26 protein-coding genes and 1 pseudogene are annotated in these 25,274 nt (G+C 39.0%); 2 read left to right on the top strand and 25 right to left on the bottom strand.

Annotation, left to right across the window (positions count from 1 at the left end):
• Positions 1–207: 207 nt before the first annotated feature.
• Positions 208–444 carry a DUF4248 domain-containing protein gene (locus MUN53_RS11190; RefSeq protein ID WP_243325491.1) on the top strand — a complete coding sequence of 79 codons (237 nt, stop codon included), beginning with the start codon at positions 208–210 and terminating at the stop codon, positions 442–444.
• Between the two features lie 41 nt (positions 445–485).
• Here MUN53_RS11190 and MUN53_RS11185 read toward each other — a convergent pair whose 3' ends face one another.
• From MUN53_RS11185 to MUN53_RS11070, 24 genes and pseudogenes are all read right to left on the bottom strand, one after another.
• Positions 486–974, bottom strand: a complete 489-nt coding sequence (locus MUN53_RS11185; protein WP_243325490.1) for a DUF3226 domain-containing protein — start codon at positions 972–974, stop codon at positions 486–488.
• 1 nt (position 975) lies between these two features.
• On the bottom strand, positions 976–2,085 hold the full coding sequence (locus MUN53_RS11180; RefSeq protein WP_243325489.1) for an AAA family ATPase: 1,110 nt from the start codon (positions 2,083–2,085) through the stop codon (positions 976–978).
• Between the two features lie 151 nt (positions 2,086–2,236).
• Positions 2,237–2,626, bottom strand: coding sequence for a WbuC family cupin fold metalloprotein (locus MUN53_RS11175; protein ID WP_243325488.1), 390 nt, complete (start codon positions 2,624–2,626; stop codon positions 2,237–2,239).
• A 12-nt stretch (positions 2,627–2,638) separates the two neighbouring features.
• Positions 2,639–3,373 (bottom strand): hypothetical protein, encoded by a 735-nt coding sequence (locus MUN53_RS11170; protein ID WP_243325487.1) that lies wholly within the window; start codon positions 3,371–3,373, stop codon positions 2,639–2,641.
• Complete coding sequence (locus MUN53_RS11165; RefSeq protein ID WP_243325486.1) at positions 3,366–4,430, bottom strand: AAA family ATPase; 1,065 nt, start codon at positions 4,428–4,430, stop codon at positions 3,366–3,368. The genes MUN53_RS11170 and MUN53_RS11165 overlap by 8 nt, the downstream gene beginning before the upstream one ends.
• 63 nt (positions 4,431–4,493) lie before the next feature.
• Positions 4,494–4,673, bottom strand: a pseudogene (locus tag MUN53_RS11160) (WbuC family cupin fold metalloprotein); the annotation flags it as partial.
• A gap of 18 nt (positions 4,674–4,691) precedes the next feature.
• A complete protein-coding gene (locus MUN53_RS11155; RefSeq protein ID WP_243325485.1) occupies positions 4,692–5,975 on the bottom strand; it encodes a DegT/DnrJ/EryC1/StrS family aminotransferase in 1,284 nt (427 codons plus the stop codon).
• A 34-nt stretch (positions 5,976–6,009) separates the two neighbouring features.
• Positions 6,010–6,663 carry a sugar transferase gene (locus tag MUN53_RS11150; protein ID WP_243325502.1) on the bottom strand — a complete coding sequence of 218 codons (654 nt, stop codon included), beginning with the start codon at positions 6,661–6,663 and terminating at the stop codon, positions 6,010–6,012.
• 22 nt (positions 6,664–6,685) lie between these two features.
• The gene (locus MUN53_RS11145; RefSeq protein WP_243325484.1) at positions 6,686–7,516 is read right to left on the bottom strand and encodes a glycosyltransferase; all 831 of its coding nucleotides are present in this window, start codon (positions 7,514–7,516) and stop codon (positions 6,686–6,688) included.
• A 14-nt stretch (positions 7,517–7,530) separates the two neighbouring features.
• On the bottom strand, positions 7,531–7,950 hold the full coding sequence (locus MUN53_RS11140) for an adenylyltransferase/cytidyltransferase family protein (RefSeq protein ID WP_243325483.1): 420 nt from the start codon (positions 7,948–7,950) through the stop codon (positions 7,531–7,533).
• Positions 7,934–8,611: a beta-1,6-N-acetylglucosaminyltransferase gene (locus MUN53_RS11135; protein WP_243325482.1), complete on the bottom strand. Its 678-nt coding sequence runs from the start codon at positions 8,609–8,611 to the stop codon at positions 7,934–7,936. Before MUN53_RS11135 ends, MUN53_RS11140 begins: the two co-directional genes overlap by 17 nt.
• The gene (locus MUN53_RS11130) at positions 8,601–8,858 is read right to left on the bottom strand and encodes a hypothetical protein (RefSeq protein ID WP_243325481.1); all 258 of its coding nucleotides are present in this window, start codon (positions 8,856–8,858) and stop codon (positions 8,601–8,603) included. The genes MUN53_RS11135 and MUN53_RS11130 overlap by 11 nt, the downstream gene beginning before the upstream one ends.
• A complete protein-coding gene (locus tag MUN53_RS11125) occupies positions 8,855–9,694 on the bottom strand; it encodes a LicD family protein (RefSeq protein WP_243325480.1) in 840 nt (279 codons plus the stop codon). Before MUN53_RS11125 ends, MUN53_RS11130 begins: the two co-directional genes overlap by 4 nt.
• A gap of 5 nt (positions 9,695–9,699) precedes the next feature.
• Positions 9,700–10,536, bottom strand: coding sequence for a polysaccharide deacetylase family protein (locus tag MUN53_RS11120; RefSeq protein WP_243325479.1), 837 nt, complete (start codon positions 10,534–10,536; stop codon positions 9,700–9,702).
• Positions 10,537–10,825: 289 nt separating this feature from the next.
• Positions 10,826–11,638, bottom strand: coding sequence for a glycosyltransferase family 2 protein (locus MUN53_RS11115; RefSeq protein ID WP_243325478.1), 813 nt, complete (start codon positions 11,636–11,638; stop codon positions 10,826–10,828).
• Positions 11,639–11,640: 2 nt separating this feature from the next.
• On the bottom strand, positions 11,641–13,176 hold the full coding sequence (gene murJ, locus MUN53_RS11110) for a murein biosynthesis integral membrane protein MurJ (RefSeq protein ID WP_243325477.1): 1,536 nt from the start codon (positions 13,174–13,176) through the stop codon (positions 11,641–11,643).
• A 10-nt stretch (positions 13,177–13,186) separates the two neighbouring features.
• Complete coding sequence (locus tag MUN53_RS11105) at positions 13,187–14,443, bottom strand: glycosyltransferase family protein (protein WP_243325476.1); 1,257 nt, start codon at positions 14,441–14,443, stop codon at positions 13,187–13,189.
• 27 nt (positions 14,444–14,470) lie between these two features.
• Positions 14,471–15,580, bottom strand: coding sequence for a stealth family protein (locus MUN53_RS11100; protein WP_243325475.1), 1,110 nt, complete (start codon positions 15,578–15,580; stop codon positions 14,471–14,473).
• Positions 15,564–16,832 carry an O-antigen ligase family protein gene (locus MUN53_RS11095; RefSeq protein ID WP_243325474.1) on the bottom strand — a complete coding sequence of 423 codons (1,269 nt, stop codon included), beginning with the start codon at positions 16,830–16,832 and terminating at the stop codon, positions 15,564–15,566. The genes MUN53_RS11100 and MUN53_RS11095 overlap by 17 nt, the downstream gene beginning before the upstream one ends.
• Before the next feature lie 242 nt (positions 16,833–17,074).
• Positions 17,075–18,253 (bottom strand): non-hydrolyzing UDP-N-acetylglucosamine 2-epimerase, encoded by a 1,179-nt coding sequence (gene wecB, locus MUN53_RS11090; RefSeq protein ID WP_243325473.1) that lies wholly within the window; start codon positions 18,251–18,253, stop codon positions 17,075–17,077.
• A 327-nt stretch (positions 18,254–18,580) separates the two neighbouring features.
• Positions 18,581–19,780: a capsular polysaccharide biosynthesis protein CapF gene (locus MUN53_RS11085; RefSeq protein WP_243325472.1), complete on the bottom strand. Its 1,200-nt coding sequence runs from the start codon at positions 19,778–19,780 to the stop codon at positions 18,581–18,583.
• A gap of 178 nt (positions 19,781–19,958) precedes the next feature.
• On the bottom strand, positions 19,959–20,336 hold the full coding sequence (locus MUN53_RS11080) for a four helix bundle protein (protein ID WP_243325471.1): 378 nt from the start codon (positions 20,334–20,336) through the stop codon (positions 19,959–19,961).
• Positions 20,337–20,594: 258 nt separating this feature from the next.
• On the bottom strand, positions 20,595–21,686 hold the full coding sequence (locus MUN53_RS11075) for a polysaccharide biosynthesis protein (protein ID WP_243325470.1): 1,092 nt from the start codon (positions 21,684–21,686) through the stop codon (positions 20,595–20,597).
• Between the two features lie 225 nt (positions 21,687–21,911).
• The gene (locus tag MUN53_RS11070; protein WP_394803074.1) at positions 21,912–22,658 is read right to left on the bottom strand and encodes an endonuclease/exonuclease/phosphatase family protein; all 747 of its coding nucleotides are present in this window, start codon (positions 22,656–22,658) and stop codon (positions 21,912–21,914) included.
• Here MUN53_RS11070 and MUN53_RS11065 point away from each other — a divergent pair.
• The gene (locus MUN53_RS11065; RefSeq protein ID WP_243325503.1) at positions 22,638–22,961 is read left to right on the top strand and encodes a hypothetical protein; all 324 of its coding nucleotides are present in this window, start codon (positions 22,638–22,640) and stop codon (positions 22,959–22,961) included. The two genes, MUN53_RS11070 and MUN53_RS11065, sit on opposite strands and share 21 nt — an antisense overlap.
• Before the next feature lie 193 nt (positions 22,962–23,154).
• Here MUN53_RS11065 and MUN53_RS11060 read toward each other — a convergent pair whose 3' ends face one another.
• A complete protein-coding gene (locus MUN53_RS11060; protein ID WP_243325469.1) occupies positions 23,155–25,071 on the bottom strand; it encodes a UDP-N-acetylglucosamine 4,6-dehydratase family protein in 1,917 nt (638 codons plus the stop codon).
• Positions 25,072–25,274: the final 203 nt, after the last annotated feature.

Raw genomic sequence — 25,274 nt, 5'->3', positions numbered from 1 at the left:
TGAAGGACCGGCCTCGTTCTGGTGAGCGTTAAGCGGAGGAACGAAGTGAAGCGGCCGGAGCGTCGCTGTCTGAGCGAAGCGAGTTTGCGGCGCGCACAGCGAAACGAAGAGACGGAGTAGCTCAGCAGACGCAGCCTTGAACTTTTGGTTCTTTTCTTTCAAGAGAAAAGAACGAATACGATCATAAACAACTAAACATTAAAAACTATGACATACAACAATGAAAATGGGACCATACGGCCCCGCACCTTTTCCAATTTGGAATTAGGATGCCTGTACTGCCCGCACCTGACGCCGGCGATGGCATCCCGTCGGTTAAAAGAGTGGATTATCTATAATCCCACCCTGGTAGAGATGCTGAAAGAATCGGGCTGGAACCCGCGGAACCGGATTTATACCCCGCATCAGGTAGCCTGTATCTTCAAGGTGTTGGGTGAGCCGTAAATGATGGGGCAGCAAGCCCCGTCGTCCCTCGGATACTTCCCCTATAACAGGGGAAGTTTTCTAATGAGGAAGAGGTATACATTCACATCATCTGTTTTTCTCAACAAAACATCATCATCCTTTTCCGGAATCATAAAAGTAACAAAGTCCTCTAACATTCCATTCAAATTATTGTCCGGCATTATCCAAAGCCCGAAAATTATATAAGCCGGATCATCCGGATGCACCACCAGACCTTCTTTCGGCAGCTCTTCCGGGACAGAAGAATACAACTGGCTGTCAAGTAAAATATGCCGTATAGCCTCCCAATGTCCTTTCAGATTCTCATCAGCATCCACCACAATACCCAGCCGTTGCAGATTATTCGTACTTTTCAATAGCACGGGTAAGACTTTCAAAATCTGCTGATAGGAACCTATATCCTCCACCTCGAATGTTTCCAACAAACTTAAGCGATTAGCCAAGTTACATACGACATGTAAGTCATTTATCCCTTCGACCAATAATCGGAATGGCTTATTCTTTTTCATATTAACGTAATTCTATATCATTTTCTAAGGCTATTTGTAACTCTCCCGATTTATAGTTCACTGCAGCGAACTCTGATTTTCTCTTTTCCAGACGAATCAACTGAGCATCTACTTCATGAGCAACCGAGGAAAAGCTCCTGATGCAATCCAGACTATGCGTCGTGGCGAAAAGCTGCACATCCAATTCTTTTACCAGCAGGCATATTATTCTCCACAATTCCGGCTGACGCCGATAGTAAATACCATTTTCTATTTCATCAATCAGGCAAATGCCTCCTTTTGAATTGACAATACCTAATATAATAGACAGGATACGGTTCATACCATCCCCCATAATACTCAGCGGATATCTGTCCGGTCTATTTTTTAAGGTAATATAAGGAACTCTGTCTGAAGCTCCTCTTCCCCCTTTCAGAACAGACTCTTCCAAAAACGCCAGGTTTTCAACAAGGGGATCAATAACCCTCAGGGCTTCTATAACATGTCTTTCCAGTCCGGTCAAAGCGATATTGTCCCATAATCGCAAATTATAACTTTTAGAAGACAAAGACGTATGAATAAAGTTAACCTGCTTCGGATAAACAAATTCATCCCCCATACCCGAACCCGTACTGAAAGCAGAAAAGAATGTATTATTATTTGAAGTAAACAGGATACCTCTTTCCAACGTATCACCTCCTTGGGCATTCTCTAAAGGCTGATCCAGAATTTCCATTTTATTAACGACGGCATTACCTGCTTTTTCTTTTGATTCCAGCACATATACCAATTTCATTTGTAATGCCTGATCTGTTCCTGCCTTAATGATCAAATCTTTACCCAACTTAAATTGCCAGTCTTTGAAAAAAGTCAAAAGCAACTTCTCCTTGTCCACGACAAAAGATTCACCCATCGGATTCTGAATATTCATCCGATTACATCCCATTTGGAGCAAAGCGCCCATCTCTCCTCCGGTTGCAAGTGCATATAACGCTTCCAGAACCGTCGATTTACCCACATTGTTATCACCGGCAATCAAATTAATAGAGGAAAGAGAATCTATATACAGATGATCGATCGACTTAAAGCCTTCTATTGTCAGATCAGGAAAGTAGATACGCTTTTTATCCATAATTTCTTTTTTTACAAAAATAAAAGATATATTTCAGAAAACCACTCTTTCTTCCAGAAAATCATCCCCCCTCATCCGACAAAAAAGGCGCAATCCCCAAGCGGGATTACGCCTCATTACACAAAACCAAAAACCTCAACTATTATGTTGATTATCCTTTATACGCCCCATCTTTGGCTTCAAAGATGACGGACGGCTCGATCACATGGACCGTATGCCAGACACCCGCGGGAATCTGCATCCCGTACTTCCCTTCGGCAGGCGACAACAGCTGGCGGGATACTTCGCGGAAGGTCGGCTGACCGTTCTCCTCCCCGACTTCCTCGTAGATCACTTCTTCGAGTTTCCCCATCAGGCAGACCACCGTCTCGGCTGTCTCTTCATGCCGGTGAATGGCTACTTCCGTACCCGGCAAGAGGGCATTCAGCATCCGCTGCGAGGTATCGGCAGCCGAATTACGCAGATCATAGTGCTGACGGAGACGCGGTGATTCCTTCGCCCGGTCTAATAAGGAGTTGATAAATTCATTATTGATGAGCATAATGAATGTATTTCAATAAATAATTGTCTGCACAAAACTAGAGAAAGAATGACATTTTCCAGAATTTATCAATGCTTCGAAATCCGCTTTCGATAATGAAGCCATAATGGTCTCCAGTTCTTTATCATGTTTATCATAGTCACTATTAATCAAGTGACAGATATTTTTTAAGACAACTGTTGGATGATAAATTGTTTTTTCCAAATCCTGAGAAAGATCTATACCCAAATGCTTTTGGATAAAATCGTATGTCAATTTAGAATCCATCTGTTGCCAACAAGCAGGCATCGACAATAGCCATGTCTCAAATTCCATAATAGCGAAATGTAAAGAACAATTACTGTTCGCTCCTTTTCTATTAAGGATTGTTTTTAAAGCACCATTTATAAAGTTCTGGTTAATATCTTCATTTATCATCCTATTTTTACAAACCTGATGATATTGCTTACTAAACATATCACGCAAGCCAACAATCTTATGATATCCCTGAGCCGTCAAACGATCCGATTCATCTAACATCTTACTTAGTACCGTCTGATCATTACCTACATTGACAATCTGGAAAAAATTTTCACTTTGTTCATCTCCTATAGGGTAAGGTACCGGATTAAATCGTTGAGCCTGCAAAGAATAACAAGTAACCCCCACCCTATTCGTATCAAACTGATACCAGCGGAATAAAAACTCACGAAGGAATATAAGTTCACCTTGTCCTTCCACAAATAAGGCTATTTTCCTTTTATTCATGATTTGACAGATATCGGTCTATATAATCAGATGAGAACAAATCGAAATTACTTAATCCCGTATATACGAACTCATCAAACAATTGAGGATGCGTTAAATAATTGATGCTAAAGACCTCACTTCCCCGGCGGAAAAGAATATTCCAATACCGTGTATCGACGGCATTCATCAGAAAACTATCATTGGAACTGGCTATTAACTGAATATCTTGTTCCTCACATCGTTGAAACAAGTATTTGCCTAATTGGGTCGATCTATTATAATCCAATCCTTCACAAACATCATCAATCAGCAATAAGGAAGGACAATCCTGCTGTATCAGATATTCCAAATAAATAATCAAATGCAAAGTACGGAACATACCTTTCGATAAATCCGAATCAAACAACACCCGATTCACTCCTTTTTCATAAAATAATATTTTATGAATATCCTTTGTTTCAAACGGCTCAATATCCGTTAATGGATAATCCAACTGATTGGCCAGTTCCTTTATGTACTCAATACGATCATCAGGCAAAGTCTTGATCATGGTATATAAATTTTTACCATGAGCTTGAATATAAGAATCCGTATGCGAATCACCCCAGATATCCGTTTCATTAAAACGCTGTCCGCATACATGTTCGGCCCATTGCATAATCGCTTCAATATAGGGATAGGAAACCGTATCTCTACGGACATGAGGTGTCAATTTATTCTTCGGTGGATTGATCTCCATCCCATGCAAGGTCGTAATCTCTTTATTCCTTTGTAATAAGATCTCATCTTGTCCTTCTTTTTGCACTTTAATTTCCTCAAAAAGAATGACACCAGCCGCACATTTTACCCGATATGAAATAAACTCTTCGTCTTTTTCAAAATACAAGAAGAAATCAAATCTATCACTTGCCGATATTTCTTTTTGCTGTAACAAATAAGCAACCACGACATTCAAACTTTGAATTGTCTTAGACTTACCTGAAGCATTCTTTCCAACTAATAAATTGACTGACTGGAAATTGACTTCTTTCAATTCCCAATCTTTCTCCTTATATACAAATCTTAAAAGCTTCATACTATCTTATTTGTTACAAAAGAAATATATTTTTCCCATTATTCCAATAATTCAAGCCCTTAATACCACTGTTTCCGTCTCTTCATGCCGGTGAATAGCTACTTCCGTACCCGGCAAGAGGGCATTCAGCATCCGCTGCGAGGTATCGGCAGCCGAATTACGCAAATCGTAATGCTGACGGAGCCGCGGTGATTCCATGGCCCGGTCTAGTAAGGAGTTGATGAATGATGTATCGAAAAGCATAAGGCAAAGTTATTGCAATTAACGGACAATCGCTTCCTTGATTGTATCCACAATATACCGAACATCCTCATCTGTTACCCACGGACCGGCAGGCAAACAGAAACCTTTTTTGAAGATATCTTCTTCTACCCCATTCGTATAAACAGGTGAGCCCTGATAAACCGGCTGCTTGTGCATCGGCTTCCACACTGGTCTTGCCTCTATCTTCTTCGACAACATATAAACTCGGAGTGCTTCGATATTATCATTCGGCTGGCAATCGGTAATTGCTGAATCAACCGCATGGATCACACCGGCAGCACCACCCACCGCTGTCTTAATGACTTCCATATAAGCATTCTCCTGTCCGATGATCTTCACTTCCGGATCTAAGGTAGCGGCACAAAGCCAAAAATTGGCATCAAACTTTTTATCCTCTGGCTGATCATGCAGATGAACACCCGGAACCTCCTTTAGAAATTCCTTATACAGGGCCTGCACATGTTTGTGATGAGCGATATGATCATTCAAGACCGTCATCTGTCCACGACCGATACCGGCACAAATATTACTCATCCGATAGTTATACCCGATTGCCGAATGCTGATAATAAGGATAAGCATCACGCGCCTGGGTAGCATACCACATCATGTCGTTGGCTTCCTTGGTATCCCGGCAGATCAAAGCACCACCGCCCGAAGTCGTAATCATCTTGTTTCCGTTAAAGCTCAATACACCAAACTTTCCAAACGTGCCCAAGACTTGACCCTTAAACCGGCTACCCATACCCTCGGCAGCATCCTCAACAACCGGAATACCATATTTATCGGCGATGGTACAGATCTCATCAATCCGATAGGGCATGCCATACAAGGCCACCGGGACAATCGCCTTCGGATAACGACCCGTTTTCTCCTTCCGATCCAAGATAGCCTGTTCCAAAAGCACCGGGTCCATATTCCAGGTTTCCTTTTCTGAACCCACAAATACCGGTTTCGCTCCTAAATACGTGATTGGATGCGAAGAAGCACAGAACGTAAAACTCTGCACAAGCACTTCATCACCAGCTTTCACGCCACAACCAATCAGGGCCAGATGAACAGCCGCTGTACCGGCAGACAAACAAACCACTTTCCGATCCAGCTCACTTCCATCCGTATTATGGTTGACGAAATTCTGCAAATCCTGTTCGAAAGCATTCACATTCGGTCCCATGGGTACCACCCAATTGGTATCAAATGCTTCCTTTACATATTTCTGTTCCCAACCCTCTTCGCTCATGTGGGCGAGACAGAGGTAAATTGTTTTTCTTTCTTCTGACATGATTCTATTATTTTATCCTATTCATTCAAATAACTTATACTTCCTCTCCGGCAAATTTAACCTTAAAGCCAAGAACCGTAGCTAATATCATCTCTATATCTTTTAAGAAACTATAATGACGATAATAGTAGCAATTCAATCTTACCTTATCCGGATATATCACTGTATCATTATACTCTGTGGCTATCTCTTGCATAGGACGAGTATCCCCTGCTGCCTGTTTTTGTCGGACATAGTCAGAAATCATTTCATCTTCTAACCGGTACTTCAAAGTAGCAGGTCCTGTAATCCCCGGACGAAGTTTCAGTACATCCCTATCATCTCCTTCCAACTTATCCGCATATCCCGGGACATCCGGACGAGGACCGACAAAACTCATGTTACCAATTAAAACATCCCATAACCCTGGGAGCTCATCCAATTTATAATGACGAAGTTTTGCCCCCAAAGGTGTAATGCGAGAATCGCCGGCAACAGAAACCGTTGAACCATTATGATTTACTGTCATTGTCCGAAATTTATGGCAATTAAAAAGTTTTCCTCCTTTACCTACTCGTTTCTGCACAAAGAAAACTGGTCCTCCAGGCATTTTGATCTTTACCATTATGGCAACAATCAGCAATACTGGCCACAAGATTAAAAGCCCGAGTAATGCAGTAATACGGTCAAAAATCCATTTAAATATCATACAAAATGCAATTTTCTCTATCTTACTTTCTAGCAAACTTTCTAAACACCCAACCTCTGAGTTTATTAGGCATTGCGACCTGTACTATCCAGCGAATGAGCACATTATAAATATATCTCGGATAAGTTATCAGTTTATGGTCAAACATATATTTCTGTAATCTGGCTTCACTTAGAAAATATTTTTTACCCCCTCTACGCTGGTACATTTTCTCACCTACACGGACATTTACCAAGTTCTCTTGAATATTATAAAATTTATATCCTGCAAGTGCCAAACGAATCCATAAATAATAATCTTCTTCACAGTACCAATCCTGATAGCCCCCAACATTCATTATATCCTTTTTCTTGAACATTACAGTAACGAGGTTCATAGGGCAACGAGATTTCATATAGTTTTTAATATCTATATCACATTCTGGAACGATACGAGAGCCTACAACATTATCAACAGTACGGATAAACTCATTAATAAAACCTCCTATCACACTCACATCAGGATAATTCTCAAATGCCTGTAATTGCTTTTCAAAACGATCTGGCAAAGAAATATCATCTGCATCCATTACTGCACATAAGTCATTCTTTGCAATTTCTATAGCTGTCTGACGAGCAATGGCATGACCCATATTCTGCTCAAGAGGTATTATCTTCATAATTCCTGTCTTTTCCTTCAAAACCTCTATTGCATCATACATGGTCATAGAAACTGGACCATCAATAACCAAAATAATTTCGTCTGGAGGACAAGTCTGATTATAAATACTTAATACCGCATCAGTAAAGTCTGCAGTATTGTCATTTTTATAAACAGACATACAGACAGAAAATTTTTGCGTTTCTCCTTCCATAGCTTAATCCCCTATTATTTATTTAACTTCTCTCGCAAAATAGTTGAACTGATGCCATCTGTATGATCCAAATAAATTACTACACATCCCACTTCTGCAAATTCTTTCTCATACTGATTCCAAGCATCTGTACCCTTCCAGTCTGAACCAACGAATACAGCATCTATCCCAAATTCTTTCACGGGTCGTATTTTATCCATATCCGTCTGGGGAACCACTTTATCCACATAACGTATAGCCTTTACAATTGCCATACGCTCTTGTTCATTGATGATAGGATATTTGTGTTTACGCTTGAAGCATAGCTCATCTGTTGTCACACCAACAATAAGCGTTTCACACTGTTCCTTAGCCCGACGAAGAATATTCAAATGACCAATATGAAACATATCAAATACACCCGTCGTGTAACCTACCTTATATTTCTTTTCCATAATGAGATCTATTTATTTTCAATTTTGCTTCTATCATTTCAACAATCTCTTTATCTACACCCTCATCAAACTTTCTCGCAAAACAAATATCTACAGGCTGTTTTAAAAGATAATTTAGCTCTTCTTTTCGCCATACATGAGGAGAATTTTTGCCATCAGGTCTTGTTCTATCAATCAACCTAGCATTGCTAGAATTCTGTTTATCTATATCTCGGATTGAATCCTTAAAAGGAGAACACATCACCATCGACTGTATAAAACATTCATCGGCAGCAAGCGAATAACGAAATCTCTTTTCAATTTCCTCTTTCTTTGAAAGTAAATAAACAGCAAATTTTCTAGTAATAGAAAAAAGAGCGGATCCTTGATATAATTCAATATCGACGTTGTGCTTAATATGCAAAATTTTTTGAATATAAACAAAGAAGAAGTTTAAAGCCTTCATCAGTTTATTCTTTCTATAGAATCTATTATGACAAAATAAGTGATAATACCAGCATTTGTTTTGTGCCATTTTACATCGCCCTTTATCAATGTTAATGAACTCTTGTCCTGAAACATTTTTGAAAAATGAATGTATCTCATCTTGTGTTTTTATTGGAAGATCTGAACCTTGAAAAAAATGAAAATATTCATACATCTCACCTGAGCTAATTGCCATTTCTAACAACTTCAATGTTGCTTCGATCTGTGAATACCCCCCCCCAATTGACTGTAAAACAGTTAGTTATAAATAAATTAGACATTCGAACATCACTTGAAATCAATTTTAAAGTATCCTCTGTAAATCTTGATTTTTTATCAATTAACAGATAAATATCATTACGAATATCGTCTATCAGTCTTAATGCAGTTCTTACTACAGATAAATTTGAATTTGCAACAATTAAATATGCATGTTTACTCATTTTTCTTCTTTATTTATATACTCTGTATAGTTTTTCTTAGTATCAAAGATCATGGCATGTACTGCAGCTTGTTGCTGTTCTTTTGAAGGTAATTTCATATAGTTACCATAACGATACTCCAAATATTCCTTAATGTGCTTTGAACCATAGAGCACGGTGTCTTCAAACGGTATGTCCACAGGCTGCTCAAAAAAACTTTTGTCGAACAATCCTGAGTGGAACTTCGCAGGTGTAATCCAATAGCAGTATTTGAAGTTATCCTTGCGGTCATCATACTTGTAGATGCGATGATAACACAACTTTGCAATCAAGTGACAAGGAAGTACCTTCAACATATTTAGTACTATAGCTTGCCCTTTGTTCTTCGGCTTCCAATTGCGTTGACTGAGGGCATAAAGAGTCACAAATTTACTCTCATAATAAACAAGCTTCTGTATAAAATTTGACTCTGGAACCTTATGCAGTATCATAATATCCACATAGATACCCTGGTGCAAGTCTTTCCTGTCCTTAAAATTTGCCTCTATAAAGGTTGTACCGTTCATACGTACCTTCGCATATTCCAAATATCTTTCTACAGTACGCCATTCTTGCAGTATGAATTTCGGATTAGACTCCTTCTTCATAGCTACCTTAAACTTTGTATACTCAGCAGGAGTCATAAAAATATCCAAATCATCATCCCAAGGAATAAAACCACCATGGCGAATTGCACCCAAAGCAGTACCTCCCATAATATAATATACAATGCCATTCTTACGACAAACGGCATCAATAAACTTCATTACCTCCAAGATCTTATCCTGAACTTCACGAACAGATTTCTTCTGATCCATATTGCTTATATTTTTTTTGCTAAAAAGTAAAACTTATTCAGTAACCATTCTATTCCTGGTATATGACGAATTATCATTACAAACTCTCGAATGATTCGGAATATGATTATTTTAAGATTTATTTTCCAAGCTACAGACATCCAACGATGAGGATGTGTACTAACCACATAGCTATACTCACTGTTAATCAATAAATTCAGCAGATTTTTAAAACCTCCTATTTTCACATTCTTTACTTCTGGATGTAAATCATTAGTCTCAGGTTCAGTTATAATATTCCACTGGTAACCAGCATCACTAATATAACGATATTTACGTCCACCAATATGTTTACTATAGTCCACTACCATATCTACTAGATCAGGATAATGACTACGAATCTCCGGATTACGAAAAAAATCACGATTACTGGTATATCCTATTCGCTTTTTTATTGGATTCCCATGTTGACATATCGTACTATAATGAAAACCATTCTCTAAGAATATATTTGAATATTTAATGAAATCTTCTTCCGCAGCCTTATAGTCCCCCCCATGTGCATCTAAAACATCATAGTGGTATGAAATTTCATGTCCCCACGACTGCATTTCTTTTAGAAGAGAGATATTTTTACAATCTAACATCAAATAAGCCTGTACATAATATGAACCACAAATACCATATTTATGTTCTATTGCAGCCAATTTGTAAGCATTAATAACTGATGTTTCAACATCATGCTTTAATACAATAAAGCGTTTTTTTTCAGGCAATTGAAGTGACCTTTCAGCTGTACACAATGTAATTTCACTTTGAGAGAGAATTTCACAAAATATCTCCCAATTCTTATAACAAAACATAATCAACCTATAGTGTTTCGTGTTGTATTTATACTTAATTTATAGTATTTTGTATGAGCTCATCTATAATTAATATTACCAGCTTCTATGTAATGGTTGCTTTTTATTCATACATTTATAACCTGATCAATATATCATAGATATGCCATTCTTATAAACGAATCTTAAAAGAAGAATATTGGCTCTTATATTTTAATCTTATTTTGTAAGAATTCTTATTACTGATAGATTAACCAACAACATAATTATTTCTTCACTAGAATTTTAAAATCACATTTATCAGAACACCTTAAAATGCTTTCACAATCAAATGTATTGCTCCCAGTAAGCGAGTAAAATAAAAAAGGAAACTATATTTTAAAGGTGACGACATATATATTTGAGTATAGCATGTTATTAATAACAATGAGTTATTTATCACAGAACTTAGACTACGTTTAGCAACAACAGCACTATTTTCTCTATATCGCCTAAAATAAACAGCCTCTTTAGAAGTAAAAGCAATATTCTCTATTTTATCAGAAATCAAGAACATGAAAAGGGAATCCTCTCCATTTCTGAAACGTACATCAAATCGCCTATTTTGTATAAAAGTTCTTGGTATAAGTTTCATACAAGGCCCAGAAAAAAATTTTCGCGCACTAGATAAAAGTCTATGTTTTCCTTTCTTTTTAATACAAGAATCATATGCATCACTAATATAATAGTCTAATTGTTTTTCTGGTTTTCCCTCTTTAAATGCAAAAGCGTAAGAAAGTGATATGGTATTAGGAGATGCTTTAGCATACAACTCTTCCAAATACCTCGAACTCACATAATCATCGTCATCAATAAATGCTACATACTCTCCGTTAGCCATATTAAGAGCAATATTCCGTGCATTTGATACTCCTGCTTGATCTGTTTGAATAAAAATAACCTGTAAGTCGGAATGTCTATTAAGATATGCACGAATTAACTTCTCATAAGGATCTTTGCAACCATTCAATATTAACAAAACTTCAAAATCACTCTTAGCAAAAGTTTGATTTGCTAATGAATCTAAGCATTCCCATAAATATGCTTGAGGCTTATATGTAGGGATAATTACTGATATTTTCATTATTATAACTGCAATTTACGATTTGTAAATTTTGCCACATAAGTCATTAAAACAGAAGAACGAACGCAAAAAGACAATAAAAGATATATAGTCATACCTATTAAAACTTGTATAAACAAACTAAACAACCCATTAATATCAGATTGACTCAATAATTTTTGCGATAATAAAATACATATACACATACCTATGCTACATATTATAGATTTTGCTAAATTATTCATTATATTTTTGATGTATATATTACCATGAAACTTATAAAAAGCCACAATCAACACAATACTATTAAACATAGCAGAAATGCTAGTTGCAATAGCAAGACCATTAATGCCAAACAGCTTCCCTAATATAATATTTAAACCAATGTTAATTAAGATTGCACATATCGATACAAGTGTTGTAATTCGAGTTTCCTTATACGCATAAAAGACTTTAACTAAAGTATCTCTTAGAGCAAGAAATAATAACCCACATGAATAACATCGCAAAGCACCGACCGTCATTTGAAGTGATTTTTGATTAAATTCACCTCGACATAATATCAATTTAACTATAGGGTCAGCTAAAAGTATGACTCCTATAATAGCAGGTATCAATATAAAAATCAACGAGTCTATAGTGTTTGATAGTTTTATCTTAACTCTATCATGTTCTCCTTTTGCAACTAACTCTGCACAATTCGCAAACAAAATTGTAATAATACCAGTAACTAATATTTCTTGAACAGCATTATTGATTATTGACGCATAATTTAAAGCAGAAATACCCCCTACAATAATTGTAGAAGCCATTGAGCGGTCAACAATCTTATTTACTTGACCGACACACATTCCTAATAGAATAGGAGCTACAACATACAGTGTTTTTTTTATGTATTCATCTTTTAAGTTTAAAAAAGGTCGATATTGATAGTGCTTTCTAAGAACAAAAGGTAAAAGGAATACAAATTCAAATATATATGAAACAAGTAATCCCCAACCTAAAATATCGTATCCAAATGACGCAGCTAACATGACTGAAATAACAACCACAATATTACGTGGAAGAGAAATAGCTGCCGGAGCCAAAAAGTTTCTATTGGCTTGCAAAAAGCCACCATAAATATTAATAATTGTCATTAAATAGATAGAGGGAGCACATAGCCTAATAAGGTTTGCTGAAATTTGCGCTGTTTCAGAATCAAAACCTGCAGCAAATAATTTAACAACTACAGATGGGAAAAGCAATAGAGTAACAACTATTACAGAACTTAACAACAATGAAATTGTCAATAAATTATCAGTAAATCTCAGTGATGATAGACTTCCTTTCTCGTGTTTTACTTTATTAAACATTGGTATATAAGCAGTAGAAAGAGAATGACCAATAAAGTAAAATAACAATACAGGAACAGATGATGCAATCAAGTAGGCATCACTAATATTTGATGTACCAAAGTAATTTGCAAGAACAACATCTCTTAACATGCCAATAAGTTTTGATATCACAATCACGACCATTAGCATAGCACTACTTTGCGTTAAACTCTTAAAATTCATTTTTCTATCTCTAAATATGATGCAAATTATTTAAAATTTCAATCATCTTCCTACTATTTACTTCTTTATTATGATTCCTCAATGCAGTCAATTTTGCATTTTCAGAATACTTAAAACGGAACTTCTTATCTTTAATACACTTTTTCAGAATTTCCTTTAGTTCTTCCGGTGTAGACGCAATATGTGCACAATTATTTTTTTGTAAATATTGAATAAAAGGATACTCACGAGATGCATAGACTAAAAAAGGGCGTGTACTTGCTATTGAATCTGCAATTTTGGTAGAAAAAGCATATTTTAGATTTTCCAAACGATCGTTATTTTCACAATGCACAAGCATTGATGCCTTCTCCATTAGATTAGGAATTTCTTTATAATCAACAAAACCATGAAAGTGAACATTAGGATTACTGCAAACTAATTCTTCCGATTCTTTATTTGTAAATCTACCATAAATATCAAAAACTGCTGTTTTATCTACTTCATATAAAATTTTAGCTAATTCTGCCAAAGGTTTATCTCTCCCAACACCCAAATTACCACAATATAAAAGACTAAATACTTCACCTCCTTTATCAGAAACAGGCAAAAATTCACTAACAGTATAGAGTGAACAACTCTTATTTTTATGAGGAAATTTTTGTTGATAAACCTCTTCTAATGCTTCCATACTATAAATACAGTAATCCACACGTTTCATAAATTTTCTATACTGTCTTTGAAGACTATTCATCAGCAAAAAATGCCAAAAATCATTTTTTCTTGTCGATGCGTACATATACTTTTTTAGGACGTAGGATTCTGAATTATACATTACCAATTTAGCTTTGCAAAAATTAGCAACTTGAATAGCTATGCTATACATAAAAGGAGAGTCGCCAGCCTGCAACAAAACAATATCAGGACTGAATGATAAAAGGAATGCATCAAAATCCTTTGTCCACCATCGTCTACTTTGCCATACAATATTCCTTAAAACAAGATTACGGTAACTTCTTTTAGGTTTTAAACAATTTTTAGCATCTATTTTCTGACTATCACTAGTAGAAATTTGTCTTGATCTTTTCCCCAAAAAGGCTCTCAACGCATCATTATCTGACACTCTAAAGTAATGTTCACAAAATCCCGTATCAGGAATACCATGTATATAGAACTGAGCTATACATAACTTGGGTATATGTAGCAACATATTTTTTATAGTCCGCCCATTCGAATTTGAATCCGAAAAAGCCTCACAAGATATTACTAAAACTTTCTGATTTATCATCTAATTCTTTCTTCTATAAAAACACATTCATTTTTCGAACTCACAAACATCACATAAAGTACGATTAAAAGCTTCATTTATAATCTTCTTGACCTTTTCAAAGAGATCCCCGCTACATACCTCATTAATACATATCTCAGGATACTTTCGATCAATAATAGCTGCAGCAACTGATCTTGCTGTTTTTTCTCCATCCACCGAAAAATACTTACCTTTTGATTTTTTTGGAACGTAACATCCTTCACACATACGCCAATTTCGGATGAGAAGATGCGTAACATCATCCTCGTTTCGAAATCTATGCCGTTGAGTCTCACTTAGTATCTGAGATTCTATATTCCAAACCTTATCAAAATCACTTTTCAAATAAGGAGTAGAAAGGTGAGGAATAACAAATCCTGGGAAACCTTTAGAAAAAAAATGATATAGAGTACGTAAAAAGGTTTTTCCCATTTTAGGATTTAACCATTCGTGAATTCGACTTTTAAGTAGTTGTTCTTTAGAAAAATGTTTTTGTAGAATATTGGAATTATTTAAAAGCAAAGAAGAAAAAACATTTCCTACAACTTTTTTAGGTGGAGATAAAAAACCTGGCATATCATATGGATTCCCATTTTTGAAAAAATATTCTGGAGTAATTGGCGCTGTCAAAAAAATATCATCATTAAAAAACACAAAATGCTCAGCCAAATTAGGAATATGATTAATTCCTATTTCAATAGCACTTGAATTGAACGTAGGCAAAGCATCTGCCGGCATATAATCAGAATGCTTGACCCAATTAATTTTAGGATGCTTAATATTAAGCCATTCAGGCAGTTGACCACACGTTACAAAATGAATTTGTCTAACCCATGGTGCATATTTGGCTACTGCACGAAACCAATATTTAATATTATCCCAATTTTGATACCTAATAAGACTTACATCTTCTGATTTTTTAGGAGAAAATTTTGCTTTTTCTATCTGCCAATCAGAGTCGTTTGAATCTACCCATAACACAACAAAATCTATATCAAAAGTTGAATTATTACCATGGGAATTAGGTTGAGTATTTCCTAGTTTATCTTTATTAAAATTCAATGAATCCATATTGTCTGCTATAATTACTTTTGCTATATTATTCAAACACTCCATACCGAATTGCATTTCGTACATATTTTGGAACAATAAACATGAATATTGTAAGAAAATATGAGTCGATAGATGAATTAAAAATAATTGATGTATTTGCAAACATCATTGCAGATGCCGATAACACAAGTCCTAAAAATAGGGCTCCTAATAATCGATTCCTTTTTATTAATCGCATGCACGCAACTATTTGTGACCATATAAATATAATCAAACAAACCAAACCAAATATACCATAATAAAGCAATATTTGAGCATAACCATTATGAACACTTCCATGCTCATATACATCACCAAAAAAAGCCCTTGTTGTAGTAATCCCGAAACCAAATATTTTTTCTATTATAGAACCGTTAGAAAAATACTGAAAAGCCCCTTGAAGTAACACATCTCTACCTCCTGTATTATTCTCTTTAAGTATAATACTATAAAAGAAATTAGATAAATCAGCAGAGAACACGAGTATTAATACACTTGCTATAAGAAATATTCTAATCCATTTTCTAAGTTTTCCTTTTCCCACAATAGAAAATATTATCATAAATATCAAAAGAGCAAAAATAGAGGTCCTAGAGAAAGTTAACAACAAATTGATTACAAATAACGCCATACAAATGATATAAATCTTTTTTTTAAACCCCGAAGCTAATGGCTGAAATATAAGACAAATAAAGCAAGAAACAATTGCAGAAACCAAATATAAACCATATTCGTGACTGCTGTAAAAAAAAGAACGTAACTCATTCCCATAAGCTTGGCTCACTGAAGAAGCTCTTTGAAACTGATCCCAACAGAAAATAATTGCATAAATTACCGCATAAAGAGTAATTACAATGACACAGTTACAGAAAGAAATAAGTTGCGGTTTTGATATAACAAACCTATCACCAATTCCATATACCATACTCATAAATAATACAGGATAAATATAAGCAATAACAATACTTAATGAGAATGTTTCAGTACGAAAAGCAGTCAACAATAAAACAACTGATAATAAAAATATACTTCCTATCTTTGAACTAAACCCGTTCATTCGTAAAATATAGAATCTAACAAAATAAAACAACAACCCCATTTTGATTATAGAATCAATACCAGTTCTAGCTTCTGTACCACTAATATTTTGCCACGCAACTAGTATAGCCCAATAAACTATAAACATAAAAGCGACGCTATTACGAAACTTCGGCTGCTTAGTTTGTCTTAAATTCACAATATAATCCATAAAAAATAATTGATATTCATTTAACATTCTCTTCCTTTAGGATCTACTGATATAATGAATACCCTAATAAATCAATTATATTATTTACACTTTTTTACTTCAAGTATATACATAAAATAGTAAATACTCCACTTAAAGAAAGAACTCTTTAAATTTTCCTAAAACAAAGCTGATTAAAAATATGTTTTAAAATTTACATTGAGTATTTTTTAGTAACTCTATCTAAAAAGACCACTCTGAAAAACCTATTTATAGCAGCCAAAAGAGTTTTAATCCTTCCTCCAAACCATCTTATTCACAACTCCCGTATAAGACTGGATAATCTTAACCACTTTGGTAGAGACATTCTCTTCCACATAATCCGGAACCGGAATACCGTAATCACCATTCTGATTCATGGTGATGGCTGTATCAACAGCTTGTAATAACGAGGTGGTATCAATACCCGCCAAGATGAAACAGGCTTTATCCAAGGCTTCCGGACGTTCGGTAGAAGTACGGATACAGATTGCCGGGAAAGGATGTCCTACGGAGGTAAAGAAGGAGCTTTCTTCCGGCAGGGTTCCTGAATCGGAAACCACAGCAAAGGCATTCATCTGTAAACAATTGTAATCATGGAAGCCTAAGGGTTCATGCTGGATCACACGGGGATCTAACTGAAAGCCTGAGGCAGCCAAACGGTTACGTGAACGGGGATGACAACTGTAAAGAATCGGCATATCGTATTTCTCTGCCATCCGGTTGATCGCCGTAAACAGGGAAGTAAAGTTCTTCTCGGTATCGATGTTTTCTTCCCGATGGGCACTCAACAAAATGTATTTGCCTTTCTCCAATCCCAACCGCTGGTGAACATCGGATGCTTCGATCTCAGCCAAGTTCTCATGCAGTACTTCTGCCATTGGTGAACCGGTCACATAGGTACGTTCTTTCGGCAGTCCACAGTCTGCCAGATAACGGCGTGCATGTTCGGAATACGCCATATTCACATCCGAGATAATATCGACTATCCGACGGTTCGTTTCTTCCGGCAGGCATTCGTCCTTACAACGGTTTCCGGCTTCCATGTGGAAGATCGGAATATGCAGACGTTTGGCCGCAATCACACTCAGACAGGAATTGGTATCGCCCAACACCAACACGGCATCCGGCTTCGTAGCCACCATCAGCTTGTAGCTGGCATTGATGATATTACCACAAGTAGCACCCAGGTCATCCCCTACGGCATTCATATAGACTTCCGGATCTTTCAACTTCAAATCCCGGAAGAAGATACCGTTCAGGTTATAATCGTAATTCTGTCCGGTATGTGCCAGAATCACATCAAAGTACTTACGTGTCTTATTAATAACGGCAGCCAGACGGATAATCTCCGGCCGTGTGCCCACAATGATCAACAGTTTTAACTTCCCATTGTTGGCGAAATGAATATCGGAATAGTCTGTTTTCATATTTTTCTGTTTATTATGCGGTGATATGGTTAGATGGTTATGTGGTGATGCGGTTATGTGGTTATGTGGTTATGTGGTTAGATGGTGATATGGTTATGTGGTGATGTGGTTATGTGGTGATATGGTGATGTGGTTAGATGGTTATGTGGTTAATGCTTATAACCAAGTAACCTTATAACCCTATAACCTAATAGTAACCTTATAACCCAATAACCAAGTAGTAACCTAATAACCTCGTAACCCTATAACCTAATAGTAACCTTATAACCCAATAACCAAGTAGTAACCTAATAACCTCGTAACCCTATAACCTAATAACCTCAATAACTACACTTTATCAAAATAAGTATCCGGCCTGTTCTTGTCGAAAATTTCGTTGCAATACATCACTGTAACCAGATTTTCGGTTTCAGACAGGTTAATAATATTATGAGTATAACCCGGAAGCATGATGACACTTTGGATCTTGTCGCCACTAACTTCATAATTCAGGATTTCATCGGTTCCTTCCTTACGGAGCTGAATGAGTCCGTGACCGGAAACGACGACGAACTGTTCCCATTTGGTGTGATGCCAGTGTTGCCCTTTGGTGATACCCGGTTTGGAAATGTTGATGGATACCTGACCACAATTCAGGGTATGTACCAATTCGGTGAAGCTACCCCGGTCGTCTACATTCATATTCAAGTCGAAGATGGCCTTTTCTTGAGGCAGATAACTCAAATAGGTACTGAACAACCTTTTGGCAAAGCTATCGGCTGGAATTTCCGGGATCATCAATGTCTTGGGCAGGTCGGCAAACTGATAGAGCAGATCAACGATCGCCCCTAACTTCACATGATGGGTAACCGGAGCAGCACAATAACGACCATCGGCCTGCATGACGGCATTCACCCCGTCAAACTCGCAATGATGTTCTTTTCCCTGCAAGGCATCGATCATCTCTTCTACCAGATCATCGATATACAGCAGTTCCAGTTCCACATTCGGATCGTTTACCTGAATGGGCAGGTCGTGGGCGATGTTATGGCAGAAAGTAGCTACCGCCGAGTTGTAATTGGGGCGACACCATTTCCCGTACAGATTCGGGAAGCGGTACACCAATACCTTGGCTCCTGTCTCCTGGCCATAAGCGAAGAACAGTTCTTCCCCAGCCTTCTTGCTCTTTCCATATTCGGAAGTACCGAAACGGCCTGCCAAGGTAGCCTGAATGGATGAAGAAAGCATCACCGGGCAGGTATTCCCGTGTTTCTTCAACGTATCCAGCAAGGTAGAAGCAAAGCCGAAGTTTCCTTCCATAAACTCACTCTGCTCTTTCGGCCGATTCACCCCTGCCAGATTGAATACGAAGTCGCAATCACGACAGTAGGTATCCAGTTCTTCGGCAGTAGAATCGATATCGTATTCATAGACCGCCTCTATGGTTAAATCGCCATAGCAACGGGCTTTTCCGTCTTTTATATTTTTCAACTGAGCGCATAGGTTTTTTCCAACAAAGCCTTTAGCGCCGGTGACGAGAACTTTCATTTTCTTAAGTTTATTGTATGTGAAGTGGTTATGTGGTGATTTGGTTATGTGGTTAGATGGTTATGTGGTGATGTGGTTATGTGGTGATTTGGTGATATGGTTATGTGGTGATATGGTTAGATGGTTATGTGGTTAATGCTTATAACCTTATAACCTTATAACCGGATAACCTAGTAACCTACTCCATACCTTGTTTACTAAAACTAAACTTCAATCCGTTTAACATTTTGGCTATTAAATGAACATCTCTTTTTATGGTAATCATATCATTAGAAGAAATATAACCTAAATCTAAAGCCAATAATAATTGACAATAAACTTCCATTAAAGAAGCATAGGCAATCTCAATAAACCGAATCTTTTCTTTTAAAGACAAACGCCCACTGCCTTCAGCAATATTAGAAGGAACTGAAATAACAGCTCTTCTTAATTGATCACATAATGCAAATTTCTCATACGGAGGAAATTGATCTAACAATCTGTATGTTGAAAGCACAAATTTTCGAGATTCTTTCCAAACATTCAAATTTTCAAAAGAGAAGCATTCATTTTTCATAGCCATAAAGTTTTGGAGCAAAAGTAATGATTTTTTGGTTACGTGGTGTATGTTTTGTTGGTGATATGGTTACGTGGTTAGATGGTTATATGGTTAAATGTTTTTTGGTTATGTGGTGATACGGTTAGATGGTTATAACCTCATAATCTAATAACCTTATAACCCAATAACCTTATAACCCAATAACCTTATAACCCAGTAACCTCATAACCAGATACCCCAATAACCTCATAACCTAGCATCCAGCTTCCCCTAACATTACTCCGATCTAATCTCCTTCCCTTTCGCTCTTTCCTGTAAACCTAAGTCTTCACGAATAAAATTCAACTTAAGTAACAGTTTTTTCATGCCTTCCACATCCAGGCGGGCGGTGTTGTGAGAATGATAATCTTCGATATGAGAGACTTCCTCACTACCTTCGATAAAATATTTGTCGTAATTCAGGTCGCGGTTATCACAGGGGATACGGTAATAATCACCCATATCGATGGCTTTTGCCATTTCCTCACGGGTAACCAATGTCTCGTACAGCTTTTCACCGTGACGGGTACCGATAATCTTCACTTCGGTTTCACCGTATTTCGGATCAATCTGGGCATAGGTTTCTTTCAAGGCCTGAGCCAATACTTCCAGAGTAGCAGCCGGAGCTTTTTGGACGAACAGATCGCCGTTTTCGCCATGGGTGAAGGCATAGACCACCAAATCAACTGCATCATCCAACGTCATCATGAAACGGGTCATGTTTGGATCGGTGATGGTGATGGGTTTCCCTTCCATCATCTGTTCTACCCACAAAGGAATGACTGAACCACGGCTAGCCATTACGTTTCCATAACGGGTACAGCAAATGGTTGTCTTCGCGTCTTTTCCTAAGGAACGGCCCTGAGCTATCGCCACTTTCTCCATCATCGCCTTGGAAATACCCATGGCATTGATGGGGTAAGCTGCCTTATCCGTTGAAAGAACCACTACATTGGTTACGCCGTGGGCAATGGCAGACAACAGGACATTGTTGGTTCCTTCCACATTCGTCCGGACAGCTTCCATCGGGAAGAACTCACAAGACGGTACTTGTTTCAGCGCAGCGGCAGAGAACACATAATCGACACCATTCATGGCAAAATCGACAGCTTCACGCTGACGGACGTTTCCGATATAGAATTTTACCTTGTGTGCTACATCCGGACGATGAGCCTGCAAATGATGACGCATATCGTCCTGTTTCTTTTCATCACGTGATAAAATACGGATTTCCTTGATATCGGAATCCAGGAATCTTCTCAAAACGGCATTTCCAAATGAGCCGGTACCTCCTGTGATCAGAAGGGTTTTGTCTTTGAATACGGACATATTTCTATTTTTATAATTAATATTTCGTTTGATGGGGAATGGTCGAAAGACAACGGACAATAGACAACTGTCGAAAGACAACAGACAACAGACTACCGTTAAAAGACAATGGATAACGGTCGAAAGATGCTGTCAACGGACCGGTTGATTGTTTGTTTCTTTATTTTTTATCTTTATTCCTTATCGTTGGAGAGCAGCACGCTGCGTCTCTACAGTTTGTTTTATTCATTTTGTATATCCCCGCCATACCACCATCTTATGATCGCTGTAGGGGGTATCGGGGGAATCATACGATATTCCTTTCAGTTCGTCGGAATAGAAGATATAATCGATCCGCCAGATGCGTTTGAGCTGACGGAAGGTGTATTGATAGCCCTTGCCGGCATCGCGGAATCCATCGGTCAGCGCGCCTTTCATCCGGTGATAGGTATAGGAGGCGGGGGTATCGTTGAAGTCGCCACATACCACGACAGGGTAGGGGGAACGACGGATCTCTTCGGCGATATAGTCTGCCTGCGCTGCCCGTTTCCGGAAGTTTTCTTTCATCTGCAGGATCAGCTTGGCTCCGGCTTTCAGGCGGAACAGCCAGGGTTTGGAAGCTGCCTGTATCTGTCCGCGGTACTGGTTCACACTGGTTGTCTCCAGGTGGTTACAGAATACCCGGACGGTATCGTGGGGCATACACACATCGGCAACCATCGCCAGGTTGACGGAGTTCTTGAAAAAGAGGGTCCGTACAGCCCGCAACGGATAGCGGCTGGAGATCATCATGGGCAAATGGTCGGTACGACCGCTGATATACCGATAGGCCACATAATCGAATGCCATGCGAATGCTGTCCATCTGATAATAACTGGCATCGGGAGCTTCCTGCATGCAGACCACATCGGGTTGCAACCGGCGGATATAAGCCGCCGCTTCCTGCATCGTCTGCTGTCTGTCCCAAAAGAAATGGGTCGTATTGTAGGTCACCACCGTCAAGGGCTGAGCACCTTCGGGCAGGGTATTCCTTCCGGGGAAGGATGGCTGCCAGACAGCCAGCAGGTAGTCGGTATGCAGCAGGATTGCCAACAGGGGCAACCACGCTTTCCGACGGTGACGGGTAAAGAGTTGTACAATCATCTGCAGGGCATTGAGTGCCAGTATTCCCCAAATCCCCAAGGTCAGGAAGGAGAGCCAGATCATAATGCCATCGGCATAGCGGCCGCCGATCCAGGCGAGAAGAGAAAGGAGAGGAAAAAAATAACACATATATTGTACGTTCTTTTGGCTTGACCCAAAAGAACCAAAAGGTCAAGGCTACACTCGGGAAGCTACTCCTTCGCGTTCTCCGCTAAAATCTCGGAAACTCGCTTCGCTCAAACAGCCGAGCTTTCTTAACGCTCCGAATCACGAATGAGCTTTACGCTTCCCTCCTTAGGCCGATAATAGCTATCTATTTAAAATTGTCAATTCTCAATTTTCAATTTTAATGGTCGAGCTGTTCGTAGATGGAATTCTTGCTTTTGAATTCGGGTACGATCTGCTTCATCATGCGGACGGTATCCATCTTCTGAACATGGATAGCCAGTTCGGTCAGCTCGTCGATGGCATGATCGACGTGCTGATAGTCGTATTCGCGCACCTGAGCCCGGTAGATCTGGGTATTGTCGGTCGGAAGGGTATTTTCCTTCGTCGCCAACAATTCTTCGTAGAGCTTTTCGCCCGGACGCAGACCGGTGTAGATGATGTCGATGTCTTCACCCACTTTCAAGCCGGAGAGCTCGATCATGCGACGTGCCAGGTCGGCAATCTTGACCGGACTACCCATATCGAAGACAAAGATCTCGTTGCCTTTGCCCATGAAAGCGGCTTCGAGCACGAGGCGACAGGCTTCGGGGATGGTCATGAAGTAACGGATGATGTCGGGGTGTGTAACCGTGAGCGGACCACCCTTCGCCAGCTGTTCGCGGAAGCGGGGGATGACCGAACCGTTACTGCCCAATACATTGCCGAAGCGGGTGGTGATGAAGCGGGTCTTACCCGGCATCTCGCCCTTGCTGATGGCAATACTCAGGCTCTGTACATAGATCTCTGCCAGGCGTTTGGATGCCCCCATCACATTGGTGGGGTTCACCGCCTTGTCGGTCGATATCATGATGAATTTCTCTACTTCGTATTTCACTGCCATATTGGCTACCAGACGGGTACCATAGACGTTGGTATGCACCGCTTCGCAGGGATTCTCTTCCATCAGGGGCACATGCTTGTAGGCAGCCGCATGGAAGACATACTGCGGACGAAAACGCGAGAAGACACTCTCTACACGGTCCGCCATACGGATATCGCCCATGATCGGCTCGAAATGTACCTGCGGGAACTTCTCTTCCAACTCGAGGCGGATGTTGTGCATCGGGGTCTCGGCACTGTCGAAGAGGATCAGCTCCTTCAGTCCGAAGGTACAGAGCTGACGGCAGAGTTCGCTACCGATCGAACCGGCAGCCCCCGTTACCATCACTACCTTGCCTTTGAGGGATTCGCGTATCTCGTCAAGGTTGATCTTGATCTCATCACGGCCCAGCAAGTCTTCGATCCGGATTTCCGGCAAGGCTTTCAGGCGGTTCTTTTCCTTTCCCAATACATCCATGGGCGGGAGAACCAGCATCTTCACCCGGGTATGGGCTCCGTAAACAATCAAACGGTCTTTTTCTTTCTGCACGCCCTTCTGGCTGGGGAATACCAGGGATTTGAAAGGCATGTGCTCATACAAGTCCCGGAAATCTTCTTCCGTAGCGATGGAATAGACGGTCAGTCCGTTCAGACGGAACGTACCTTTGGTTCCGATCTGGATGAACCCCCTGATCTTATATTTGTTCTGTTGTTGCAATAAAGAAGCCAGACTACTGTCTTCGGCCTGTGGATCATAATAGATTAATACCGGTTCGCTTTTGGGATTGACATTATTGACCAGATACCGGTAGGTTGTGATCATCAAAACACGGGAAAAGGAGAGGAGGAAGAATGTGGCTCCAAAATCAAAGATTCCTCCCAACAGGATGACATCGGCGGGGAAAAAGTGCCAGACACCCAGGAAAAGACATAATAGTACAGACTTCAGGAAAGAGGCCACTGCCAAACGTCCTACCTCTGTAAATGCCGAGTGACGAATGATGTTCTTGTAGGTTTTCAGAAGGGCAAAGCCTATAGCTGCCGCGCCGATAGACGCTATAGAAAGCGTACACAACAACTGAGGCGTCACTGTCAGCCCTTCATAGACGAACTTCACCAACAGCAGGGTGAGTAAGCTCGCTACCCAAGCAATAAATAAATCCAAACAAAAGATGACCCAACGGTTTACATACTTTAGTTGGCGTAATCGAAATAAATTAACCAAAAATTGATTCATTAGGATAATCGTTTTTTTAGTATATGAATGTTTTTACTTAACTCCGGTTTGTGCTTTGAGTTTTTTGTTTGCCGTTTCGACGCATATACATTAACCTACTGAAACGTACCGATTTAACCATCGGCTTTTGTTAACGTCTTTCCACACCAAGGTTCGTCAGTCCCATCCGCTGGGGCGACGAACAAATCATTTTCCACGCTTTT

This window comes from Parabacteroides faecalis (assembly GCF_022809355.1).
GTDB classification, from domain to species: Bacteria; Bacteroidota; Bacteroidia; order Bacteroidales; family Tannerellaceae; genus Parabacteroides; species Parabacteroides faecalis.
This window is presented reverse-complemented; position numbering and strand designations above follow the sequence as displayed.